This is a genomic window from Kangiella sp. HZ709, from assembly GCF_009674675.1.
Taxonomy (GTDB): domain Bacteria; phylum Pseudomonadota; class Gammaproteobacteria; order Enterobacterales; family Kangiellaceae; genus Kangiella.
The window spans coordinates 118,832-140,411 of the sequence record NZ_WKJC01000002.1; the positions used below are offsets into that span (position 1 = coordinate 118,832).

Annotated in this window: 18 protein-coding genes; 4 read left to right on the forward strand and 14 right to left on the reverse strand. The window is 39.0% G+C overall.

Annotation, left to right across the window (positions count from 1 at the left end; genetic code table 11):
* Positions 1 to 2: 2 nt before the first annotated feature.
* The 8 genes from ftsB to relA all read right to left on the reverse strand — a co-directional run bounded on the left by ftsB (position 3) and on the right by relA (position 8,934).
* Entirely contained in the window at positions 3 to 290 is a 288-nt protein-coding gene (gene ftsB / locus GJS41_RS09525) for a cell division protein FtsB (protein WP_154247142.1), read from the reverse strand.
* A gap of 65 nt (positions 291 to 355) precedes the next feature.
* On the reverse strand, positions 356 to 1,630 hold the full coding sequence (eno, locus tag GJS41_RS09530) for a phosphopyruvate hydratase (protein ID WP_370515688.1): 1,275 nt from the start codon (positions 1,628 to 1,630) through the stop codon (positions 356 to 358).
* Between the two features lie 46 nt (positions 1,631 to 1,676).
* Positions 1,677 to 2,537, reverse strand: coding sequence for a 3-deoxy-8-phosphooctulonate synthase (gene kdsA, locus GJS41_RS09535; protein WP_154247143.1), 861 nt, complete (start codon positions 2,535 to 2,537; stop codon positions 1,677 to 1,679).
* A 27-nt stretch (positions 2,538 to 2,564) separates the two neighbouring features.
* Positions 2,565 to 4,196 carry a CTP synthase gene (locus GJS41_RS09540; protein WP_154247144.1) on the reverse strand — a complete coding sequence of 544 codons (1,632 nt, stop codon included), beginning with the start codon at positions 4,194 to 4,196 and terminating at the stop codon, positions 2,565 to 2,567.
* Between the two features lie 273 nt (positions 4,197 to 4,469).
* On the reverse strand, positions 4,470 to 4,949 hold the full coding sequence (locus GJS41_RS09545) for a hypothetical protein (protein WP_154247145.1): 480 nt from the start codon (positions 4,947 to 4,949) through the stop codon (positions 4,470 to 4,472).
* A gap of 138 nt (positions 4,950 to 5,087) precedes the next feature.
* Complete coding sequence (msrA, locus tag GJS41_RS11600) at positions 5,088 to 5,915, reverse strand: peptide-methionine (S)-S-oxide reductase MsrA (protein ID WP_154247146.1); 828 nt, start codon at positions 5,913 to 5,915, stop codon at positions 5,088 to 5,090.
* Entirely contained in the window at positions 5,912 to 6,709 is a 798-nt protein-coding gene (mazG, locus tag GJS41_RS09555; RefSeq protein WP_154247147.1) for a nucleoside triphosphate pyrophosphohydrolase, read from the reverse strand. The genes msrA and mazG overlap by 4 nt, the downstream gene beginning before the upstream one ends.
* Positions 6,710 to 6,711: 2 nt before the next feature.
* Positions 6,712 to 8,934, reverse strand: coding sequence for a GTP diphosphokinase (relA, locus tag GJS41_RS09560; protein WP_154247148.1), 2,223 nt, complete (start codon positions 8,932 to 8,934; stop codon positions 6,712 to 6,714).
* A gap of 156 nt (positions 8,935 to 9,090) precedes the next feature.
* On the opposite strand from relA, the gene GJS41_RS09565 reads away from it, so the two are divergent.
* Positions 9,091 to 9,465, forward strand: a complete 375-nt coding sequence (locus GJS41_RS09565) for a TonB-dependent receptor (RefSeq protein WP_154247149.1) — start codon at positions 9,091 to 9,093, stop codon at positions 9,463 to 9,465.
* Between the two features lie 63 nt (positions 9,466 to 9,528).
* On the opposite strand, the gene rlmD is transcribed toward GJS41_RS09565, so the two are convergent.
* The gene (gene rlmD, locus GJS41_RS09570) at positions 9,529 to 10,863 is read right to left on the reverse strand and encodes a 23S rRNA (uracil(1939)-C(5))-methyltransferase RlmD (RefSeq protein WP_154247150.1); all 1,335 of its coding nucleotides are present in this window, start codon (positions 10,861 to 10,863) and stop codon (positions 9,529 to 9,531) included.
* A 35-nt stretch (positions 10,864 to 10,898) separates the two neighbouring features.
* Positions 10,899 to 11,681: a 3'-5' exonuclease gene (locus GJS41_RS09575; protein ID WP_154247151.1), complete on the reverse strand. Its 783-nt coding sequence runs from the start codon at positions 11,679 to 11,681 to the stop codon at positions 10,899 to 10,901.
* Between the two features lie 68 nt (positions 11,682 to 11,749).
* On the opposite strand from GJS41_RS09575, the gene GJS41_RS09580 reads away from it, so the two are divergent.
* Positions 11,750 to 12,850, forward strand: coding sequence for a hypothetical protein (locus tag GJS41_RS09580; RefSeq protein WP_154247152.1), 1,101 nt, complete (start codon positions 11,750 to 11,752; stop codon positions 12,848 to 12,850).
* Positions 12,847 to 15,678, forward strand: coding sequence for a response regulator (locus GJS41_RS09585; protein WP_370515689.1), 2,832 nt, complete (start codon positions 12,847 to 12,849; stop codon positions 15,676 to 15,678). Before GJS41_RS09580 ends, GJS41_RS09585 begins: the two co-directional genes overlap by 4 nt.
* Before the next feature lie 3 nt (positions 15,679 to 15,681).
* Here GJS41_RS09585 and mtaB read toward each other — a convergent pair whose 3' ends face one another.
* Both mtaB and GJS41_RS09595 read right to left on the reverse strand, forming a co-directional pair.
* Complete coding sequence (gene mtaB, locus GJS41_RS09590; RefSeq protein ID WP_154247153.1) at positions 15,682 to 17,055, reverse strand: tRNA (N(6)-L-threonylcarbamoyladenosine(37)-C(2))-methylthiotransferase MtaB; 1,374 nt, start codon at positions 17,053 to 17,055, stop codon at positions 15,682 to 15,684.
* Between the two features lie 131 nt (positions 17,056 to 17,186).
* Positions 17,187 to 18,026, reverse strand: a complete 840-nt coding sequence (locus GJS41_RS09595) for a mechanosensitive ion channel family protein (RefSeq protein WP_154247154.1) — start codon at positions 18,024 to 18,026, stop codon at positions 17,187 to 17,189.
* Positions 18,027 to 18,187: 161 nt separating this feature from the next.
* Here GJS41_RS09595 and GJS41_RS09600 point away from each other — a divergent pair, with 161 nt between their 5' ends.
* The gene (locus GJS41_RS09600; protein WP_227551322.1) at positions 18,188 to 18,580 is read left to right on the forward strand and encodes a hypothetical protein; all 393 of its coding nucleotides are present in this window, start codon (positions 18,188 to 18,190) and stop codon (positions 18,578 to 18,580) included.
* Between the two features lie 13 nt (positions 18,581 to 18,593).
* On the opposite strand, the gene recJ is transcribed toward GJS41_RS09600, so the two are convergent.
* The gene (recJ, locus tag GJS41_RS09605) at positions 18,594 to 20,309 is read right to left on the reverse strand and encodes a single-stranded-DNA-specific exonuclease RecJ (protein ID WP_154247155.1); all 1,716 of its coding nucleotides are present in this window, start codon (positions 20,307 to 20,309) and stop codon (positions 18,594 to 18,596) included.
* Between the two features lie 3 nt (positions 20,310 to 20,312).
* On the reverse strand, positions 20,313 to 21,536 hold the full coding sequence (locus GJS41_RS09610) for an amidohydrolase family protein (RefSeq protein ID WP_154247156.1): 1,224 nt from the start codon (positions 21,534 to 21,536) through the stop codon (positions 20,313 to 20,315).
* Positions 21,537 to 21,580 lie beyond the last annotated feature (44 nt).

Here is a 21,580-nt window from a genome sequence, read left to right on the forward strand (position 1 = left end):
GATTATTGCTCTTTGTTTTGGGTAGTTAAGATGCGAAAGAAAACTTCGCCTTCTTTTATCATACCAAGCTGGTATCGAGCACGTTCCTCGACAGAGTCGGTGCCTTTACGTAACCCTTTTATCTCAGCCAACAACTTTTGATTGCGCTGTGTGAACTCAGCGTTTTTTATTTTTACTTCTTTAATTTTATTGTGCTGCAACTCAATTTTTTGAAAAGAAGACTGGCCGAACCAAAGTCGGTATTGTAGTGATATAAAAATCACCAATAATATTGCAGCCATCCACTTCATAGTGCTTACTCTATCAAAAAAAATTCACTTACAAAATAAATAAGGGCTCAAAATGAGCCCTTTAATTAACTTTTAAATATCGATTTACCTGGATAAGGCGCATCGCCGTTAAGTTGAGATTCGATTCTCAACAATTGATTATATTTTGCTACCCGATCAGAGCGACACAAAGAGCCAGTTTTAATCTGGCCAGCAGCTGTTGCCACCGCCAAATCAGCAATAGTGGTATCTTCTGTTTCGCCAGAGCGGTGAGAAATAACAGCCGTATAACCAGCTTCATGAGCCATATCGATTGCGGCTAAAGTTTCTGTCAAAGTTCCTATTTGGTTTACTTTAATCAAAATTGAATTAGCAACTTTCTCATCAATACCACGCTTTAAAATTTTGGTATTAGTGACAAACAAGTCATCGCCAACTAATTGGCATTTCGAACCGACTTTTTCCGTTAAGATTTTCCAGCCTTCCCAGTCAGACTCATCCATACCATCTTCAATAGAAACGATCGGGTAACGTTCAACCCAATCTGCTAGATAGTCTGCAAACTCTGTTGAGGTTAACTTTTTATTTTCCGAGGCTAAATGATACTTACCATCTTCATAGAACTCACTAGAAGCAATATCTAGCGCCAAAGCAACATCTTCACCTAACTTATAGCCAGCAATATCAACTGCTTCTACAATTGCAGTGATTGCTTCTTCGTTAGAGCCTAAATCAGGGGCAAAACCACCTTCATCACCAACAGCGGTATTTAATCCTTTATTTTGCAGTACTTTCCGCAAACTGTGGAAAATTTCGGCGCCCATTCTTAGACCTTCAGAGAAAGTTGGAGCACCAACTGGCATCACCATGAATTCTTGAATATCTACGTTATTATCAGCATGCTCGCCACCATTGATAATGTTCATCATTGGTACAGGCATAGAGTAGTTCCCGTCACGATTAATATGTTCGAATAAATGCTTACCAGAAGCTTGTGCTGCTGCTTTGGCATTGGCTAAGGACACTGCCAATATAGAGTTAGCGCCTAGTTTTTCTTTGTTTTCAGTGCCATCTAAATCCAACATGATTTTATCAATAGCGGCTTGGTCCGAAGCGTCTTGACCAAGCAAAGCTGATTTCAATTCATTGTTAACGAATCCCACGGCTTTTAAAACGCCTTTGCCTAAATAACGAGAGTTATCACCATCACGCAGCTCTAACGCTTCTCTTGAACCGGTGGATGCGCCTGAAGGAGAGCAAGCTATTGCTCTAGTACCATTTTCTAAAACTACCTCGGCTTCAACCGTAGGATTTCCGCGCGAATCTAACACTTCACGACCGATTACATCAACAATTTTCACTCTTCTTCCCCTTCAAGGATTAAACAACAAACTAAGTACCAATATTTTAAATTAAATCGCCATCACCGAATTCAGTAATAGTGTCTTCAACGAAACCGACTTTCTTAACCACTGCGTCTAACTCTTTCATCACCGTTAGCATTTCTTCAATGCGGTACATTGGGAAAGAATTGGGGCCATCACATTTGGCAATGGCTGGATCCGGGTGTGATTCCATAAAGACGCCCGATACACCTGCAGCAATTGCAGCACGAGTTAATACAGGAATCACCTCTCGTAAGCCGCCAGAAGAGGCACCTTGGCCGCCTGGCAATTGAGCCGAGTGGGTAGCATCATAAACAATAGGAACGCCTGACTCACGCATGATTGACAAAGCGCGCATATCAGAGACCAGATTGTTATAACCAAATGAAACACCACGTTCGCAGATCATGATATTTTCATTACCAGTTTCTTTCGCCTTGTCTATGACATTTTTCATATCCCAGGGCGATAAGAATTGGCCTTTTTTGATATTAACAGGAATGCCTGGCTCGCAAACTTTACGAATAAAATTGGTTTGGCGACATAAAAATGCAGGTGTTTGCATCACATCAACTACATCCGCCACTTCGTGCATTGGAGTATCTTCATGCACGTCAGTTAAGACCGCAACCCCCACTTGATCTTTTACTTTTTGTAAAATTTTCAAGCCATTTTCTAAACCTGGCCCGCGAAAACTTTTACTTGAAGAACGATTGGCCTTATCAAATGAAGATTTATATATATAAGGAATTTCTAGCTTATCGGTTATTTCTTTCATGTAGCCCGCTGTATCGATTGCTAACTGCTCGCTCTCGATAACACAAGGACCACAGATCAAGAAAAACGGCTTATTTAGTCCAACTTCCCAATCCAATAACTTCATATTACAACCTTGCCGTTAAGCACTATTTTAGCGATTTTGATCGCGTTGACTCATGGCCGCTTCCACGAAAGCAGTAAACAAAGGGTGCCCATCACGTGGCGTCGAAGTAAACTCAGGGTGGAACTGACAAGCTACATACCAAGGGTGTTCTTCAAGCTCTATCATCTCTACCAACTTCTTTTCAGTAGAAGTACAAGACACCACTAAACCAGCCTCTTCTAACTGAGGCAGTAAATAATTGTTTACCTCGTAACGATGACGATGACGCTCTTCTACTATATCACTTTGATAAATACTATGAGCTTTAGTATCGGCTTTTAAGTTTGCTGGTTGCGAACCAAGGCGCATAGTTCCACCTAAATCAGAATCATCTGAACGCTCTACTTTTGAACCGTCAGCATCTACCCACTCTGTAATCAAGCCAACCACAGGGTTTGGGCTCTCTCTATTAAATTCAGTACTGTTGGCGTTAGCCATACCAGCAACATGTCTAGCAAACTCAATCACTGCAACTTGCATTCCTAGGCAAATGCCCAGGTAAGGCACTTTATTTTCACGCGCATATTTTGCGGTAATAATTTTTCCTTCAACACCACGATTACCAAATCCTCCAGGGATTAAAATAGCGTCCATATCTTTTAATATATCAGTGCCATTTTTTTCGATATCTTGCGAATCCACATAATGAATGCGAACTTTTTGACGGGTATGCAAACCAGCATGTTTCAAAGCTTCCGTCAAAGACTTATAAGCTTCGGTTAAATCCATATATTTTCCAACCATAGCAATGTCTACATTGCCTTTTGGATTGGCTTCGCGATAAAGCACCTCTTCCCACTCAGATAAATCGGCAGCTTTGGCATCTATTTTAAAGCGCTCACAAATAAAGCTATCGACTTTTTGACTTAATAAGACTTGTGGAATTTGGTATATACTCGGCACATCTTCAATCGAAACAACCGCTTGCTCTTTAACGTTAGTAAATAAAGCAATTTTTGCTTTTTCACCTGCAGGTAGCGGTCGGTCAGAGCGACATACTAGCATATCAGGTTGAATACCAATCGAGCGCAACTCTTTTACTGAGTGCTGGGTTGGTTTGGTTTTTAATTCACCTGCCGTAGCAATGTAAGGTAATAAGGTAAGGTGTACAAACATCGCGTTCTCTTTACCCACTTCAAAGCGCAATTGACGAATGGCTTCCATAAATGGCAACGACTCGATATCACCTACAGTACCGCCAACCTCGACCATAGCAATATCGGCGCCTTTAGCGCCTTCAATGACTTTTTCTTTAATATTATCGGTAATATGGGGAATCACTTGAACAGTTCCGCCAAGATAATCGCCGCGACGTTCTTTACGCAAAACATCAGAATAGACGCGACCAGTGGTGAAGTTGTTGCTTTGCTTCATGCGGGTACGAACAAAACGTTCGTAATGACCAAGATCTAGGTCAGTTTCAGCGCCATCATCGGTGACAAAAACTTCTCCATGCTGGATCGGGCTCATGGTTCCAGGATCGACATTAATATAAGGGTCCAGCTTTAAAAGCGTCACTTTTAAACCCCGAGACTCCATCAAAGCCGCTAAAGAGGCCGCCGCTATTCCTTTACCTAATGACGAGACAACCCCGCCCGTAACAAATACATACTTAGTCATAAGCCTAATTCAACCGATTATCGCTAAATTTATAAATACCAATAGCAAAACCGCCAAATAGTTCCAATAGCTTGGAAATCCTTGTTATTAGCGGTTTTGACGAATTCTATTATTGCAATTTGGCTTATATTGAGTCTATTAATCAAGCCAAATGTCATTGAGAAGAAAGGGTTCTCAGGACGGGAAAATATTATAGCAAAAAGGTCTGATGATTGGCGAGGAGTTTTTAACCCCTTTCTATAATTCTAACCATCAAAATTGAGGAATGTTAATTTATAAAAATAAAGGTAACGCTGAAAAATAAGCAATTGAAGCTGAGACTGACCAAAAGACAGCCAAAAACATTACTGGTTTTACAGTTTTTCTCTTAAACCCCAATACACTTTGATAATGAGAGTCTAACTCCTTACGTTCTTGACCGATCCGCTTAAAAATATAAGCCTTATCTTTAGGCCGATTACTTGAGCCTACGACTCTTTTAAACTCTTGGTTTAGTACTTCACTTTGCGTGAAATACTTTTTTTGAAGTAAGTAAAGCCAGAGTGACCAATAACTAAAACCTAAAAAACTAAGCACAGCAGCTATTAAAAATGCCATCACTAAAGGTTGGACTCCTAAATCAGGAAGCAAGCCACCTTGAGTAAGCATATAACTTGCAATGGATATCAAAGAAACCATCAAAAGAAATAAAAATAAAGTCTTAAAACTGCTCTCTAGAATAGTCTTAGCTGAATTTAATTGAGTGATAGGCATTTAACGGATACTGAGTTAAAACGTTAGGCGTATTTTTCGCCAATCACTATCACACAAGAAAAACCTTGGATCAATAACCTATAAATAGTTCCTTAAAATCTGCAAAGCAGTTCCATTAAAAGTGTCCATTACTTCATACTAAAGTAACAGATGATGCCATTCATGATGACGTTGTAGGTAACTAAGCGTATAAGAACAAATAGGTTTAACTTTTAGTCCCATTTTTTCAATTTCTGCTAATGTCATTTTCATCAGGACCGAACCATAACCCTTTCCTCTTAACTCTACTGGGACTTGAGTGTAATCCAAAGATAGGTAATCGCCATGATGACTATAACGCAGTAAAGCGAATTGCTTAGGCTCTAACTCTACCAAAAACTGCTCTTTGTCGGCTTGATGAATCACTCTTGGTAACTCAATGGTTTCATCTTGTATAAGCTTATCAGCATGCTTTTGACGAAGCTTTGCTAGCTTAGGTTCAATGACTATAGAACAGTATCGATTCTCGGTATTACGAAGGTAGTAATCCTGATGATAATCTTCCGCAGAGTAAAAGGTTTCGAGTTCAACAACTTCGGTAACGATTGGTTTTTCAAATAATGGCGATAATTCTTCTATAAGTTGGGAAGCTATTTCTTGTTGAACTTCAGAATGGTACAAAATGATTGAACGATATTGAGTTCCAATATCGGCGCCTTGCCCATCGCATTGAGTCGGATTATGGCTAGTCATAAAAACTTCCAGTAAGTCTTTATAACTTAAAATAGCTGAATCAAAGCTCACTTGAATAACTTCAGCATGCCCCGTCACACCAGAGCATACACTATTATAGTTAGGCTTAGGATCATCCCCTCCTGCATAACCAGAGATGACCCTGGAAACACCTTTTAGTTTTTGAATGACGGCTTCAACACACCAAAAGCAGCCACCACCGAAAGTTGCCAGTTGCAATGTATTTGTATTCATTTCAGACGTCCTTTAGCTTCAAGCCATGCTGCTTCTAATGTATCAAGAGACGCCTTGTCCACCGATAAGTTACGTTTAGATAGAATTAACTCAAGTTCTCTAAAGCGCAGTTCAAATTTTTTATTCGACTTCCTTAATGCCGTCTCAGCATCAAATTGTAAATGACGGGATAAGTTCACTACCGCAAACAATAAGTCACCAACTTCCTCTTCTGTATTGGCAAGATCTTTATTTGCAATGGCTTCTTTTAATTCAGTAATTTCTTCTTGGACCTTATCAAAAACACCGTCAATATTTTGCCAATCAAAACCATGGCGGCCAACTCGCTTTTGAATTTTTTGGGCTATAGAAAGGGACGGAAAGCCTTTTGGCAAGTCATCCAACAAGCTTTGATTACCTGCGTCTTTTTGTTGGCGTTCTAATTGTTTTTGTTGTTCCCAGTTTCGCTTTAACTCTTCGTCAGAAATATATTCTTGCTCAGCAAAAACATGTGGGTGTCGGCGCTCTAATTTCTCCGCCATTGTTCCTGCAATCGATTCAAAATCAAATCGCCCTTCTTCTTGCCCTATTTGAGCGTAAAATACCACTTGGAACAGTAGATCACCCAGCTCACCATGTAACTCATCAAAATCGCCTTGTTCTATAGCATCTGCAACTTCATAAGCTTCTTCCAAAGTATAAGGCACGATTGTTTTATAGGTCTGTTTACGATCCCATGGGCAACCTGTTTCAGGATCACGTAATGCTTGCATGATTTGCAATAGCCGTTGAGTATTTGGGAGCTTGTTATCCATAACTAACCACGAAAACGCTTTACTTCAAAAATATTTGGTAATTGCTTTAACAAACTCAATATCCGCTGTAAGTCATCAGAGGCAGCTAATTCCACTTCTAAATTGATATGCACTTGCTCTTTATTTTTGTGAGTAGTCATATCAGTAATAGCCGCACCTTCATTTGATAAAACGGTAGTAATGTCTTTTAATAAACCACGACGGTCAAAGGCATTAATTCTTAGATCCACCGCATAACTATTGGCAGAGTCACCCTCCCAATTAACTTCAATAATCCGCTCTGGTTTTTGTTGCAGTGCTTTTTTTGCATGTACACACTCTTTGCGATGAATAACAATTCCGCGGCCTTGTGTAATGTAACCAATAATTGATTCACCAGGCACAGGTTTACAGCATTTGGCAATATTAGTTAACAGATCATCGACACCAGAAACCGATATATCAGACATCGACTTACGCTTACTCTTCTTACGAATTGATGGCGAGATATCTTGCAATTTCTCTTCTTGCATTGATTCTTTTTGAAATAATTCTCGTGCACGGTTTAACACAAGATTAATGCCCAAATCGCCAGTGCCAATTTTTGCTAACAACTCAATTTCAGCAGCCAAGTGTAACCGCGATGCCAACTCAGAATAATCAGCATCTTTAATACCAATTCGCGATAACTCTTTTTCTAGTAATGTACGACCTGCATTTGCATTGTCTTCTTTATTAAGCTTATTAAACCACTGGTTAATTTTATGGCGGGTTCTTGTAGCACCGATATAACCATTATATGGCACTAACCAATCACGACTAGGCGCCTCATCTTTTTTAGTCATAATTTCAATAACATCACCACCTTGGACTTTATAAGTCAAAGGTACAATACGACCACTGACTTTAGCCCCAATGCACCTATGACCCACAGAAGTATGCACTCGATAAGCAAAATCAATCGGTGTTGAGCCTGCAGGCAAATCGACCACCTTGCCGCCAGGAGTAAAAGTAAATACACGGTCTTCGGCAACAGAGGTTTGAAATTCATCCATTAGCTCATCAGGATTAGCATCGGCCAATTCTGATTGCCATTCCAGCAGCTGACGCATCCAAGCAATCTTTTCGTCGACCCCTGCTTTAGCTAGGTTCGCACCTTCTTTATAAGCCCAATGTGCCGCAATGCCTTTTTCTGCTTCATCATGCATTTGGAAAGTTCGGATCTGAATTTCTAAAACCTTACCTTCAGGACCTAACACCGCTGTATGAATCGAGCTATAACCATTTTCTTTAGGAGTCGCTACGTAATCATCAAATTCTTTGGGGATATGTTGCCACTCTCCATGGACAATCCCTAGAGCGCCGTAACAATCTTGGACTTTTTCCACTAAAATCCTTACAGCTCGAACATCATAGATCTCTTCAAAAGGTAAATTCTTTCGCTGCATCTTCTTCCAGATGCTATAGATATGCTTTACCCGACCAGAAACTTCACCTTTAATATTTTCAGCTTTGATCTTATCCGTTAACAGCTGAATAACGTCTTCAATATACTTCTCTCGAGCAACCCGCTTTTCTTTTAGACTTTTGGCAATTTTTTTATAGGTCTCAGGTTCAAGATAACGAAAAGCAAAGTCTTCTAATTCCCACTTTAATTGACCAATACCCAAACGATTGGCAAGAGGGGCAAAAATATTTTTAGTTTCACGGGCAAAAGTGATTTGTAATTCACGGCTGGAATTTTTGATATGGCGCAATGAGATCACGCGATCCGCAAGCTTTAATAACACTACTCGTGCATCATCCACCATCGCCAACAACATCTTACGTAAACTTTCTATTTGCTGCGAATCCTGCTCCGCACCAGTTTCTTGTTGCAGACTTCGGATAGCCTCCATCTGACCAGCACCCTGCACTAAATCAGCAACGGCTTTGCCAATTTTTTCTTTAATGGTTATCACTTTAATAGAATGAGATATCACTGCTGGTAGTAGAATTGCTGCGATCAAAGTATCTGAGTCAGCATTGAAATGAGTCAAAACCTCAGCCAACTCCAAGCCCGCCGCAAATGTGTTCAACTTCAAGTTAGGAGTCTTAGTCACATTCTTCTGCGCTAACTCTACCGCCAAAGCCATCTTCTTATTGGCCTTTCCAGTTAACTCCAACTGATTTAAAGCAAGCCAAGCCTCAAATTCAAACTCGCCCCTCTCAACCAACTCAAAAATATCGTGATCTTTACGCTTCATTGTGTTTAATCGATACATCAAAGATATAAATAGAAAGATTGTTTTAACAAAAATCCCTGGCCATGAATACTTGAATTAGTAACAAAATCTGTTTTTTTAGTATTTGATTAATAATTCCTGTAATATTTATCTTGCTAACTATTTAAAGGAGTATTTATGGATAGAAGATATCTAGTTACAGCGCTTGGCTATGCCATTTTAGGAATCTCTCTAGGGATATACATGGCTAGTACAAAAAACCACATTCAAAATGTCACCCATGCCCATATGCTACTAATAGGCTTTGTTATATCTTTCGTTTATGCTGTTTGTTATAAACTATGGGTAGCTAATGACAATTCAAAGCTTGTTAACTTGCAATACTGGTTACACCAAGTTGGCACTATAATTATTATTGTTGGACTTTACCTTATGTACGGCAACCATATTGCTAGTAATATTATTGGTCCAGTTCTAGGCGTAGGTTCAATATTAATATTAATTGCCATAATATTGATGAAAATCTTAGTGATCAAAAACAACAATGTTTAAGCTCTACCAACTAACTGAAAACCCGACTAATACTCTACAACGGTATTGAGGAGTAGCTGGTTTTCAGACTTTTAAAAATAGGGCTATGGATTCTGTGTGACTGGTATGCGGAAACATATCCATAACCCCTGCTTTAACCAATTTATAGCCCTTTTCTTTCAACTCTCCAGCATCTCTTGCTAGTGTCGCCGGGTTACAGGAAACGTAGACAATACGCTCCGGGTTAAAGCGAGCAATGTTTTGCACCACATCCAACGCACCGCTTCTTGGCGGATCGATAAGGACTTTATTAAAGCCTTGTTTTGCCCAATCTTCACCAGTAAAGTCATCTTGCAAATTAGTGGCATAGAATTCTACGTTATCTAAACCATTGTGCTTAGCATTCATACCCCCACGCTCAACCATAGCATCTGAGCCTTCAACACCTACAACATTCCTTGCAACTTTTGCTAATGGAATCGTGAAGTTACCCAATCCACAGAATAGATCTAATATGCGGTCTTCATCTTTTGGCTCTAACCAATCAATCGCTTTTTTAACCATCTGTTGATTGATGCTGGCATTAACTTGGGTAAAATCCATTGGATGAAACAATAATTCCACTTCAAACGCATCAATTTTATAGGATAACCACTCACGATCATCAGGCCCATATAGAAGATGTACCGTATCAGGACCTTTAGGCTGCAGGTAAATATACAAATTATGTTCTTGCCCAAAGGCTGTCCATATCTCTTTATCTTTTTCTGAGAGCTCTTCTAAATGACGAACCACTAATGCAACTTGCTCATCACCCATAGCAACTTCAAGTTGCGCTGTTTTATTATTGGTATCCAGTTCGGAAATCATGTCACGTAGCGGACGGATGATTGCCCCAACTCTTTGGTCAAGTACTGCACAAGATTCAATTTGGGCCAAGAAATTACTTTTCTTTTCACGAAAGCCTACTAATGCCCCGCCCTTTTTGGGCACAAATTTAACGCCTAAACGCGCTTTACGGCGATAACCTAAAACCTCAGCTTGCATTGGTTCTACAAGTTCATAATCCTCAGCGGCTCCAAAATGCTTTAGTTGCTCGACTAAGACTGATTGCTTATGAGCAATTTGTGCCGGGTTGGCCATATGCTGCAAACTACAGCCTCCACAAATTTCAGCATGAGCGCAAGGAGGAGTGACACGGTCACTCGATGCTTGATGAACTTCTGTAGCAATAGCTTCGTCAAATTTACCGCGCTTTTCCGTGTAGATGAAGTCGACCTCTTCACCTAGCAATGCATTGTCAACAAAGGTGGTTTTACCTTCAACGGAACAGATACCGCGCCCTTCATGGGAAAAAGCATGAATGCTAGCGGTTACAGGATCTTTCGGTAAGGGTTTTCTGCGGCGACGTCTTGCCATAATCTATCTCTGAATTTTTAATGATATTTAAACGATTATTTCCAAGCTTCTAAAAACTCTTTGAAATGGTCTTTATTGTCATGGTTAAGAGACTCTTCACGCAAATAATCTCTAAGCTTTTGCGTTTCCAGTTCATAATCGTCCATGCTTAAATTGCCGCGCATTATCTCAAAACGCAGATAAACAAGATAGGTATTTAACACATCAGTTTCGCAATAATCACGGATGGCCTTGATGTTACCTTGGTTGTAGGTTTCCCAAACTTTAGCGCCACTCATGCCCATTTTGCCAGGATAACCTAACATTGAAGCCAATTTATCCAGCGGCGCATTGGCCCGGCCGTTATACAGTGCCAATAAATCCATTAAATCAGTATGCCTAGCTTGATAACGATTCAGATAATTGTTCCACTTAAATTGACTATCAATCTCACCTTGATCCCAATACTTCTGGGCCACGACATTATGCTTCATAGCTCGGTAATGCAACACAGGTAGATCAAAGCCAGAACCGTTCCATGACACTAGTGTTGGAGTAAAGCGCTCTATACCATCAAAAAAACGTTGGATAATTTCTTTTTCGTCAGCGCTCTCATCACCTAGAGTCCACACTTTTACCTTATCGCCATAGCGAAAAACAGCAGAAATAGCGACGACTTTATGTAAATACAAAGGCTGAAATGCGGTGCCAGATTGCTGGTAACGCATATGTTCCATTGCTGAAACCATATCTTCGTCAGACAGCCCTTCAAAATCATTAAGAACTCTGCCAGCTTCAAAGTCAGGAATCGTTTCAATATCGAATACAAAAATGTTCATATGGCCAGCCTTATAGCGCACTTGCGTCCTTTTAGATTGCAAGGTAGATTAGAATACTAAATAAAAATATGACTAAATTCTACACGAGTTTTAACCATTTGATTAGCGCTAAATATCCAAGCATTAAACTTATAAATGTTGCCTTTATAACGTCAGCATTATTTTCGTGTTTACGACTAATTGCAGCTTGTATTTTATTTAGCGGATTCACTCAAGCTAGTGAGAATTCCAAGATTCCTGTTCAATTACAAAGCTCCTCAGGAACTACAATAGAGCAATCTTTAAAGCCGAAAACAATAGATGTTCTTTGGCTTAGCAGCTCTCCAAAACCTGCTGAAGATTTAATTTTAAAAGGCTTTGAATATGGTTTTGATAAGCCCTATTTACTGAAGTTTGTTTCTCTTAAAGATCAAGCTCTGATACCTTTGTTTTTATCCAACAATGATTACGAAATTATTATAGCATCAGGCGATATGGCCTGGAATATTATTGCCAACCTAAACACTAAAACTAACGCTATTGGCCTGGGTGTTAGTCAAAAAACACTATTGGAATACTCGTCTGGCTTAAAAGCCAATCAATTCTTATTAACTAAAGAACAGCCGCCAAATAGAATCTTTGCTTTTATTGATTCACTAGAGTTGAAGCACGCGCAAGTGTCTGAGTTTTTCACTAAGCATCATCAAGCTCTAAGACATAGCCAAACCAATAGTGCAAAAAAAATTGGCGTCCCCTACAAAGCCATTATCATTGAAGCTGACACTAGCGTTATGAAAGTTATCAATAGTGTACACAATTGTTGCGGCATTCTTTATTTAAAACACTATGACTTTTTGGGTAACACTAGAAAACACCAAGCCACATTCTACGAAAGTTATCGAAGAAGAATAGTAACCATAGGCAATCGTCCTTATATGGCTTCTTTAGGCGCTAATTATGTGATTTACACACCAGAGCATGAAATAGGCATTCAGGCCGTCAACATTATTAATAAAATCCAACAAAAAGAACCACAAGCCGCAATTCATTACCCTCAAGAATTTGCTATTGATATTAATACTAAATTAACTCATTTATTTAACAAAGGTAATAAGGCACTTTCTGTTGGGATTTTAATTGATAAAATAAAAAATGCTGAGAAGATATTTAAACAGGAAACTAAATCGTGAACAAATGGAATGTAAGCACTAGGATTTTTGTTTTAGCTATTGTCCCAACTCTCCTTATAGCCTTGTTGCTCAGTATATTTTTTGTTAGTAGCTATTCTAAAACAAGTAATCTATCTCTATCGCAAAGAGGGTACAGTGTTACTGCTAACTTAGCTGCTAGTAGCGAGTTTGATATTGTCAGTCAAAACTTTATTAACCTACAAAAAAATGCACAACAGGCTATGCTGGCAGATAGCGATATAGAGCTTATAGTAATTTACGATTCCAATAGCCGCATAATAACCTCTGCAGGCTCCACTGCTATTCTAGATATTTTACCGGTATTTGAACCTAGCAATTTTAAAAGCCAATCTATTAATCAAGAAAACAATATTAATGTTATTTCGCAAGAATTTTTTCACGGTTATTTATACAGCTCAACCATTAACAGTCACTTTATAGAACCACACTCACAATGGAAACCTAAAGAAGCCAATTTAGTTGAATCGGATCAAATCCTTGGTTATCTAGTGGTCTACTTTAGCCAAGAATCTATTCAAAGTTCCCAAATTAAGGTTTTAATAGGCTCCTTAGCTATTATTTTTCTGGGCTTACTTCTTAGTGTTAAACTCGCACAAAAAACTTCAAGCAGCGTCATTCGCCCTATTGAAAATATGACCAGTGGGGTTAACCGTATTAAAGAAGGCTTTTTAAACACCCGCATATCGACTGATACAAGTTCAGAATTACAGCGTCTTGAGCAAGGAATTAATACTATGGCGCAAAGACTTGAACACAATCAGGAAGAACTCAAAACCGCAGTACAGCAAGCCACTACCGATCTACAAGACACTCTAGAAACGCTTGAGGTTAATAATTTGGAACTTGATTTAGCTAGAAAGCAAGCTGTGGAAGCCAGCCGTATTAAGACTGAATTTCTTGCCAACATGGGGCATGAAATCCGTACACCAATGAATGGTGTAATTGGTTTTACCGACTTACTATTAAAAACTCAGCTTAACAACAAACAAAAAGATTTTTTATTAGATATCAAACGCTCTGCTGGTAACTTACTGTCCATCATCGATGATATTTTAGATTATTCAAAAATCGAAGCCGGAAAAATGTCGTTAGAACGCTACCCTTTTGATTTAAGAGAGTGTGTTGACGATGTCTTTAGTATGCTCGGACCAAAGGCCAATAAAAAAGGACTTGAATTAATATCACTGATCTATTCAGATATTCCAAGTTCATTACTAGGCGATCCTATCAGAATTAAACAAATCATTACCAACTTAATTGGTAATGCTATTAAATTCACTCAATCGGGTTGCATTGAATTGCATGCAGAGGTTGAGTCAGAATTAGAACAGGAGCTCACTCTAAAAATTCAAGTTAAAGACACAGGGATAGGCATGAGTGTAGAGCAGCAAAACTCATTGTTTAAAGCATTTAATCAAGCAGATGCAAGCACCAAAAGAATATTCGGAGGGACCGGTCTAGGTTTGGTGATATCTAAATCACTGGTTGAAAAAATGGGTGGCGAAATCAATGTGGAAAGCACCGCAGATGCAGGTTCAAACTTTTGGTTTACTCTTAAATGCATGGCTTCTGAATCTTCTCAAGAAAAAGAAGTTGGCTCGCAAATTTTAGCCCATAATTCAGCATTAGTATTCGACCCCCACCCTACGGTAAGGCTTTCAATGATACAAATGTTGGAAGATTTAAATATGTCGGTTACTAGCTTTGAAGCAATTGAAGATTTAATAACTGAGATAGAGCTTTGTAAAGCTAATCAAAAAAGTGTTGAAATTATTATTGTCGGCGGACAAGGTTTTAAACGCAGAAAATCGCAACTTGAATATCTTTGCTCTCAAGCAAATGAAATTAATTGTCCTGTAATTACTTTCAGCACCTCTGCCGAACCTTCAGCACTTGATCAATTACAACAGCTTGGAGTTAGCAGAACTTTAAGAAAACCTTTAACGCATCGTAATGTGTACAATGTTTTATTAGAAACCCTGCGCGACAAAGATCTTACCTCTGCAGACTCACTTGAAAACTTAGATCTCAGTGTGCTATCTAATCTTTATGTTTTAGCAGTCGATGACAATCCTGCAAATTTACGCTTAGTCGATATATTATTAACAGACTTGGGTGTTAATGTGGACATTGCAGAAGATGCTATGCAGGCAATTTCTCTGAGTAAGGATAAAGTTTACGATCTGATTTTAATGGACATACAGATGCCAGAAATTGATGGCATAGAGGCTTCAAGAACCATTAAGGCCAACACCACCAATGCAAAAACACCCATAGTCGCATTAACCGCTCATGCCATGGCAAATGAAAAAGAACTTCTTATAGAGGCAGGCATGGCAGACTATATGACCAAGCCTGTTTCAGAAAATGATTTAGTGAAAATCCTTTTAAAATGGACCCATAGCGTGAATGTAGAAAATAATTTAGTAGACGACAAAACGCAGAACCTTGAAACAACGCTAGATTGGAATCTAAGCCTTAAACTCGCTAATAATAATACTAAGTTAGCGATAGACATGCTTAAAATGCTTGTAGAGTCCAATTTTGAAACAAGTAAAACGATTCATGCTGCGTTTCAAGCGCAAGAGTTTGAAAACCTGTTACATCAAGTGCATAAATTACATGGTGCCAGTTGCTACTTGGGTACCCCTAAACTCAAAAGAATTAGTTCGAATTACGAAACCAAATTAAAAAAACAGCAGTTCAATTCGATTGAAAATATTCATAATGAACTGTTATTAGAGCTAGAGAAAATAAACCAAGAAGCAGTCCCTTACATTGCCGACAAAGTTATCAATAATAGCTAACACCTAAAGCTGTGTAATTTGTATACTCTGTTGAGAATGATTTTTAATATCATCAGCTATTTCCACAGACAGCGTTTCGAGTTCACATACGGATACATCTCCAACAAGCACATTAGAGTCGTTAACAGCTTTAATATTAGTCGGCAATATAGACCGTTCCACTTGATACTTGGGGGCTATATCAATTTGTACCTTATGGTAATTTGGTGTGTATCCAAAATAACGCTTTAGCCCATTGTCTAATATCAATGAGGAACTTTCCCACAAAACATCTACCGTCTGATTTATTTGATTGCTTAACTCACGATGTTTTAATTTTGCTGCTAACTGATGCAGTTCTCTACTCCGCTGTTTTTTAGTATCCTTATCGATTTTATTTGGTAATCGTGAAGCTTTAGTTCCTTCTCTATCCGAGTAGCTGAAAATATGCATATGGCCAAAAGGCTGCGTTTCAACAAAATTCAAAGTTTGTGCAAATTCCTCTTCTGTTTCACCTGGAAATCCCACAATCACATCTGTTGTAATATTAAAGTTAGGGACATATTGTCTTGCTTGATTCACCAGCTCAGCAAAAGACTCTGTTTTACAACGACGAGACATTCTTTTTAGAACGGAATTAGCACCACTTTGAATGGGTAAATGCATGTGCGGCATCAAACGCGGATCTTTAAACAGTTCGAAAAAACCTTCGCCTAAATCCCAAGGCTCTACGGAAGCGAAGCGAATTCTCGGTATGCTGGTCTTAGCTAAAATTGTTTCAACCAGTTCATACAAACTCGAGCCTATATCTGAGCCATAACCGCCGACATGCACCCCTGCTAAAACTATTTCTGGAACACCTTGCTGATGCAATTGATTGATTTCATCAATTAAATCATCGATAGTACGACTTCTTTCTTCCCCCCTAGCAACTGTCACAATGCAATAGGTACAGCGATAACGACAACCATCTTGAATTTTTATAAAAGCTCTTTCCCGGTTGCGGGTAAAAAGTGAGCTCTCCCCTGGCTCAGTTGCGAATTCAGGCATGACGGGCGCTTCTAGTATCTCATGAACCTTTTCCACTAAAACTTCTTTATCACTATTATCGACGATTAAATCGACACCCATTATTTTCTCAAGTTCTTGCGGTTCGAGTGAAGCATAACAACCGGTCACTACTAAGCGAGCTCTTGGGTTATTTCGGTGAAACTTTCGGATGGTTTGTCTTGATTTTCTTGCAGCTTCAGAAGTAACCGCGCAAGTATTTAGCACTACCAAGTCAGCCTGAGTCGACTCACTTTCTATGGAATAGCCTTTTGCCTGGAATGTCTGCGCCCAGTTTTGAAGTTCCGCTTCATTTAATCGGCAACCCAGTGAGCTTAAATGGACTTTCATAGGATTATGATAACGTTAGATTTAGATGAATACGATTATAACATCCATAGTTAATCGCTTACATCGAAAAACATATAGTTCAATCCAATAAAAAGGCGCCTTAGGCGCCATTTTATTCAATTAAGTAACCTCTACTTCTCTACCGTATGTAAATGTAAATCCGTTTGTGGGTAAGGAATGGAGATATTTGCTGCATCTAGAGCTTTCTTGATGGCCTCTAAATTATCAAAATAAATACCCCAATAATCCGCCACATCACCCCACAAGCGTAAGGTGAAATTAACAGAGCTGTCGGCTAACTCTGAAACAGCTATAAATGGTGCTGGTTCTTGATGAATTCGACTATCTTTTGACACTGTGTCTAATATAACTTTTTTTGCTTCATCAATATCGTCGTCATAACCAATGCCAATAGTTAAATCTACCCTTCTAGTCCCTTGCGCACTATAATTTATGAGGGAATTAGTGGAGATTGGCGAATTAGGGATAATAATTGTTTGATTATCCGGAGTTCGTAAAACTGTATTGAAAATTTGGATTTCTTCAACTTTACCAGTGTGCCCTTCGGCATGAATTACATCTCCAACTTTGTAAGGACGGAATATTAACAACATCACTCCACCTGCAAAGTTTTGCAATGTGCCTGATAATGCCATACCAATTGCTAAACCGGCTCCACCAAGAATGGCAACAAAAGAAGTCATTTGAACGCCAAGCATTGTCACAACAGTAATGACTAACAAGATCTTTAAAATAATACCCGTAAGGCTTAATAAAAAGCGCTCAAGAGTTTCATCATAATCTTTTTTATCGAATAAGCGTTTTAAAGCGCCTGTTACCATTCTTATGATAATAGAACCAATAATAAAAACGACAATGGCCATCGCCAACTTGGGTGCGTACTCTAAACTCAAATCCATTGCTTTATTAGCTAAATTGCTAACTTCTTCAGTATCTATCGGTAAGCTCATACTTATCTCCAATGTAAAATTTTGGATAAATTGTAATAACTTAGTTAAATTCAAGCAAATAACTACGCCCTATTTTACAGTATTTTAAACAGTCGCTTATAAATTAGCCATTTCTCATGCTAATATCAGCTTATACTAATTTTTACATGATTGGGCTTATTATGCGTTACACCATTATTTTTGCACTACTGCTGCTCGGTAGCTGTGCTTCGATTAACCCTAATCAGGTTGATTCCAAGCTTTCAAGCTGGCAAGGAAGTAATATTTCCACCTTGATACAGGTCTGGGGTTTACCTAGTACAGAAAGAGAAATTCAGGGGATGAAATACGCCGAATGGAACAGTAAAGAAGTATCCAATCGTCCTTCAATAAATCTTGGTATTGGCGGTTTTGGCAGTAGAATTTTTGGCAGCATTGGAACCACACTTTTCGGCGGTCGAAAAGAATCGCACTGCTTAGTCCAAGTGGCTTACGATTCGCAAGGTCAAGTCAAAAGCTCTAACTGGAAAGGCGACCCTGATACATGCTACGACTCCATTCCTGAAAAGGAATGATACTCTATAAATTTTAAGAAACTTTTTCAATAAAAGTAACAATTAACTGCAGCTCAGGTTGTGCAAAATAATCATTAATATCTAATTGGTAAGCTACCCTTATACGATTTGCGTTATCTTGCCATTCGCTTGGTTCAACCCTAAAAGCAATAGCCGAAACTGGTTGCTTAAGTTGCTCATTTGATAAAGTGAGCTTCAAATGGTTTTGCCCAACAATCCTTTGGCTTAACACGTTAAAGACGCCATGAAAAACCGGCTCTGGAAAGCCCTGCCCAAAGGGTCCAATAGATTCTAAATCAATAACAGATTGTATATTTAAATCTGAAGCCAATAATTCGCCATCAGACTCGATAGTATTTTCAATCAAGTCACCGGCTAATAAGGTTTTAACCGCAACATCGAAAGCTTGCTTAAATTGCTTAAGCTTAGATTTTTCGACACTCAAGCCTGCGGCCATTGCGTGGCCGCCAAATTTATAAATCAAGCCAGGATGTTGTGCATCTACTAATGCTAACGCATCTCGAATGTGGACTTGTTTAACCGAGCGAGCGGAACCTTTTAAAACAGTTTCAGATTCATCAGCAAACACGATACAGGGTTTATTGACTTTATCTTTGACTCTCGAGGCTAATAACCCTACCACTCCTTGGTGCCAATGAGGCTGGTATAAACAGATCGATTGTTCGTCATTAACTTCAAGCTTTTGCTCAGCAAGGATTTGCTGCGCATCTTGCTGCATATCCTGTTCAACTTCTTGTCGGTCGCTATTCAGGCTATGTAATATTTGCGCATACTCATTAGCCGTGCTTTTATCCGGTGCCAATAAACACTCAATGCCTAAACTCATATCATCTAGCCGTCCTGCGGCATTTAACCTTGGGCCAACTGCAAACCCTAAATCAGAACTTTTGATTTTAGACAGTTTACGCTTTGTTAAAGCTAACAGTTCCGATATCCCTGGTCGAGCTTTACCCAAACGAATTAAGCGTAAACCTTGCTTCACTAAAATACGATTATTTTCATCGAGAGGAACCAAGTCCGCGACTGTTCCCAAAGCAACTAAATCAAGGTAGTGAGCAAGATTAGGTTCAGCTCTTGTATCATTGAACCAGTTTCGCTCTCGCAAATATTTTCTTAATGCTAGCAACATGTAGAATAAAACGCCGACACCTGCTAAATTTTTACTGTGAAACTGATCATCTGGCTGATTAGGGTTTACGATAGCATCAGCATTAGGTAGCTGCTCGCCTGCTAAATGATGATCGGTGACTAAAACCTTGATTCCTAATGCTTTGGCTTTAGCTACCCCAGCAATGCTGGAGATTCCATTATCAACGGTGATAATTAGATCCGGTCTTTTTGTGCTTGCAACCTCTACTAGTTCTGGAGATAGACCATAGCCATAATCAAACCTGTTAGGTACTAAATAATCTACTTTGGTTGCGCCAAAACGCTCTAGGACTAATTTACACAAAGCGGTACTAGTGGCCCCATCTGCATCAAAGTCACCGACAATTAGTATGTTTCGATCATTACTAATTGCATCAAATAGCAAAGTTACCGCTTTATCGATATCCTTTAAACTTTCAAAAGGCAAAAGTTTGTCTAGCCCGTAGTCCAATGTCTGCTCTGGATTGAGGTTTCGGTTAGCGAGTATTCGTTGGGTGAGCGTCAGTTGCCGCTCTAGTTTGGTATATTTGGATTGTCGAACTCTAATAGTTTTATTCATAAATTAAGAACTAAAAAAAGATTTGGTTTCAAACACTTTAGAAGAAAAGTGATGCCCATTAAAACTTAATAAACGTTTAACTGCAAAATCAAAAAGCAAAGCATTGTATTGACGAATCATATTTAGATCTTGTAACCATTTTTTATTCAGCAATTGACTCTTAATTAAGCGCCTTACAGAAATTAAAGGCATCACTGCTGGCAATGGATAGTCACTTCCATTTAAAAGTCGTGAATGTAAATCTGTATTTTCTAATAAAAATTTAAGCTTTCTTGGGTGACGATTGATTTGCAGAATTGCTGAAATTTCTCCATACATATTTTGTGGATATTCACTCATCATCCTGACGAATAAATCAAAACTATCAGTCATAGTTAATCGAGAGCTATCCAAATCTTGATTTTTACCAAGGCTAGCACAGTGAGCCACTACCACTTTAACACCATTATCTAATGCTGTTCTAAGTCTCAAAGGATTGCCTAGCTCCTGTGTATCCGAGCCTTGAACCGCTTTTTCAGTACCGGCATGACAAATGAGAGGAATATCCAACTGCTCCATTTTCTTATAAAAAGCCACACATCTGCCTGACATAGGATCCATATTTTGCGCAGGCGGTAGCCATTTAACAGCCCTTGCTCCCTGCGCTTTCGCTTTTTCTAGCTCATCGATAGCATCTGGGCGATAAGGATGAATCGATGCAACCCATTCAAAATGTTCTGGAGATTGGCTAGCCAACTTTGCAGAGTATTCATTAGGCACATAAAAAGTGCTCAAATTTTTATTTGGTTGTCCATTAGAATCGTAGTGATAATCAAAAGCAAAAAGCATAGTTTTAAAGCCTTTAGGCATATCATTTACTAGAAGCTTTAGTCGGCTAAGAAAAGCTGTGTCGGCTTGCTCTGTGCTATTGATACAAGAAGCATTTAAGTAAAACTTAAATTGTGCTAATTGTATAGGGTGAAAGCGAGACTGCATTTTCGGATTAACCCAAATACCCGAACCAGACTCACCTAGCCCTACGGTATGCACATGACAATCCCAAACTTGACTTGTATCTACATCTTTCCAAATAGTTTGCCAAAGTTCAATTTGCTTTAATTCTTCAGGTACGGTTTGAAAGCAAGGGTTTCTTATAAACCCATCCCAATAGTCACGGCTTAGCCAATAACCTATACCGCCTGCAACTCCTAAACCCGCCAATCCTTTGAGTAGCCTTCTTCTTTTCATTTGCGTATATCTTGTTATGATTAAGTTAAGATTGGCACAAGCAA

Bases quoted from the DNA above. Each gene is read 5' to 3' on its own strand.
- ftsB (WP_154247142.1), bottom strand. From the start codon at position 290: ATGAAGTGGATGGCTGCAATATTATTGGTGATTTTTATATCACTACAA.
- kdsA (WP_154247143.1), bottom strand. From the start codon at position 2,537: ATGAAGTTATTGGATTGGGAAGTTGGACTAAATAAGCCGTTTTTCTTG.
- GJS41_RS09540 (WP_154247144.1), bottom strand. From the start codon at position 4,196: ATGACTAAGTATGTATTTGTTACGGGCGGGGTTGTCTCGTCATTAGGT.
- GJS41_RS09545 (WP_154247145.1), bottom strand. From the start codon at position 4,949: ATGCCTATCACTCAATTAAATTCAGCTAAGACTATTCTAGAGAGCAGT.
- msrA (WP_154247146.1), bottom strand. From the start codon at position 5,915: ATGAATACAAATACATTGCAACTGGCAACTTTCGGTGGTGGCTGCTTT.
- mazG (WP_154247147.1), bottom strand. From the start codon at position 6,709: ATGGATAACAAGCTCCCAAATACTCAACGGCTATTGCAAATCATGCAA.
- relA (WP_154247148.1), bottom strand. From the start codon at position 8,934: ATGAAGCGTAAAGATCACGATATTTTTGAGTTGGTTGAGAGGGGCGAG.
- GJS41_RS09565 (WP_154247149.1), top strand. From the start codon at position 9,091: ATGGATAGAAGATATCTAGTTACAGCGCTTGGCTATGCCATTTTAGGA.
- rlmD (WP_154247150.1), bottom strand. From the start codon at position 10,863: ATGGCAAGACGTCGCCGCAGAAAACCCTTACCGAAAGATCCTGTAACC.
- GJS41_RS09575 (WP_154247151.1), bottom strand. From the start codon at position 11,681: ATGAACATTTTTGTATTCGATATTGAAACGATTCCTGACTTTGAAGCT.
- GJS41_RS09580 (WP_154247152.1), top strand. From the start codon at position 11,750: ATGACTAAATTCTACACGAGTTTTAACCATTTGATTAGCGCTAAATAT.
- mtaB (WP_154247153.1), bottom strand. From the start codon at position 17,055: ATGAAAGTCCATTTAAGCTCACTGGGTTGCCGATTAAATGAAGCGGAA.
- GJS41_RS09595 (WP_154247154.1), bottom strand. From the start codon at position 18,026: ATGAGCTTACCGATAGATACTGAAGAAGTTAGCAATTTAGCTAATAAA.
- GJS41_RS09600 (WP_227551322.1), top strand. From the start codon at position 18,188: ATGCGTTACACCATTATTTTTGCACTACTGCTGCTCGGTAGCTGTGCT.
- recJ (WP_154247155.1), bottom strand. From the start codon at position 20,309: ATGAATAAAACTATTAGAGTTCGACAATCCAAATATACCAAACTAGAG.
- GJS41_RS09610 (WP_154247156.1), bottom strand. From the start codon at position 21,536: ATGAAAAGAAGAAGGCTACTCAAAGGATTGGCGGGTTTAGGAGTTGCA.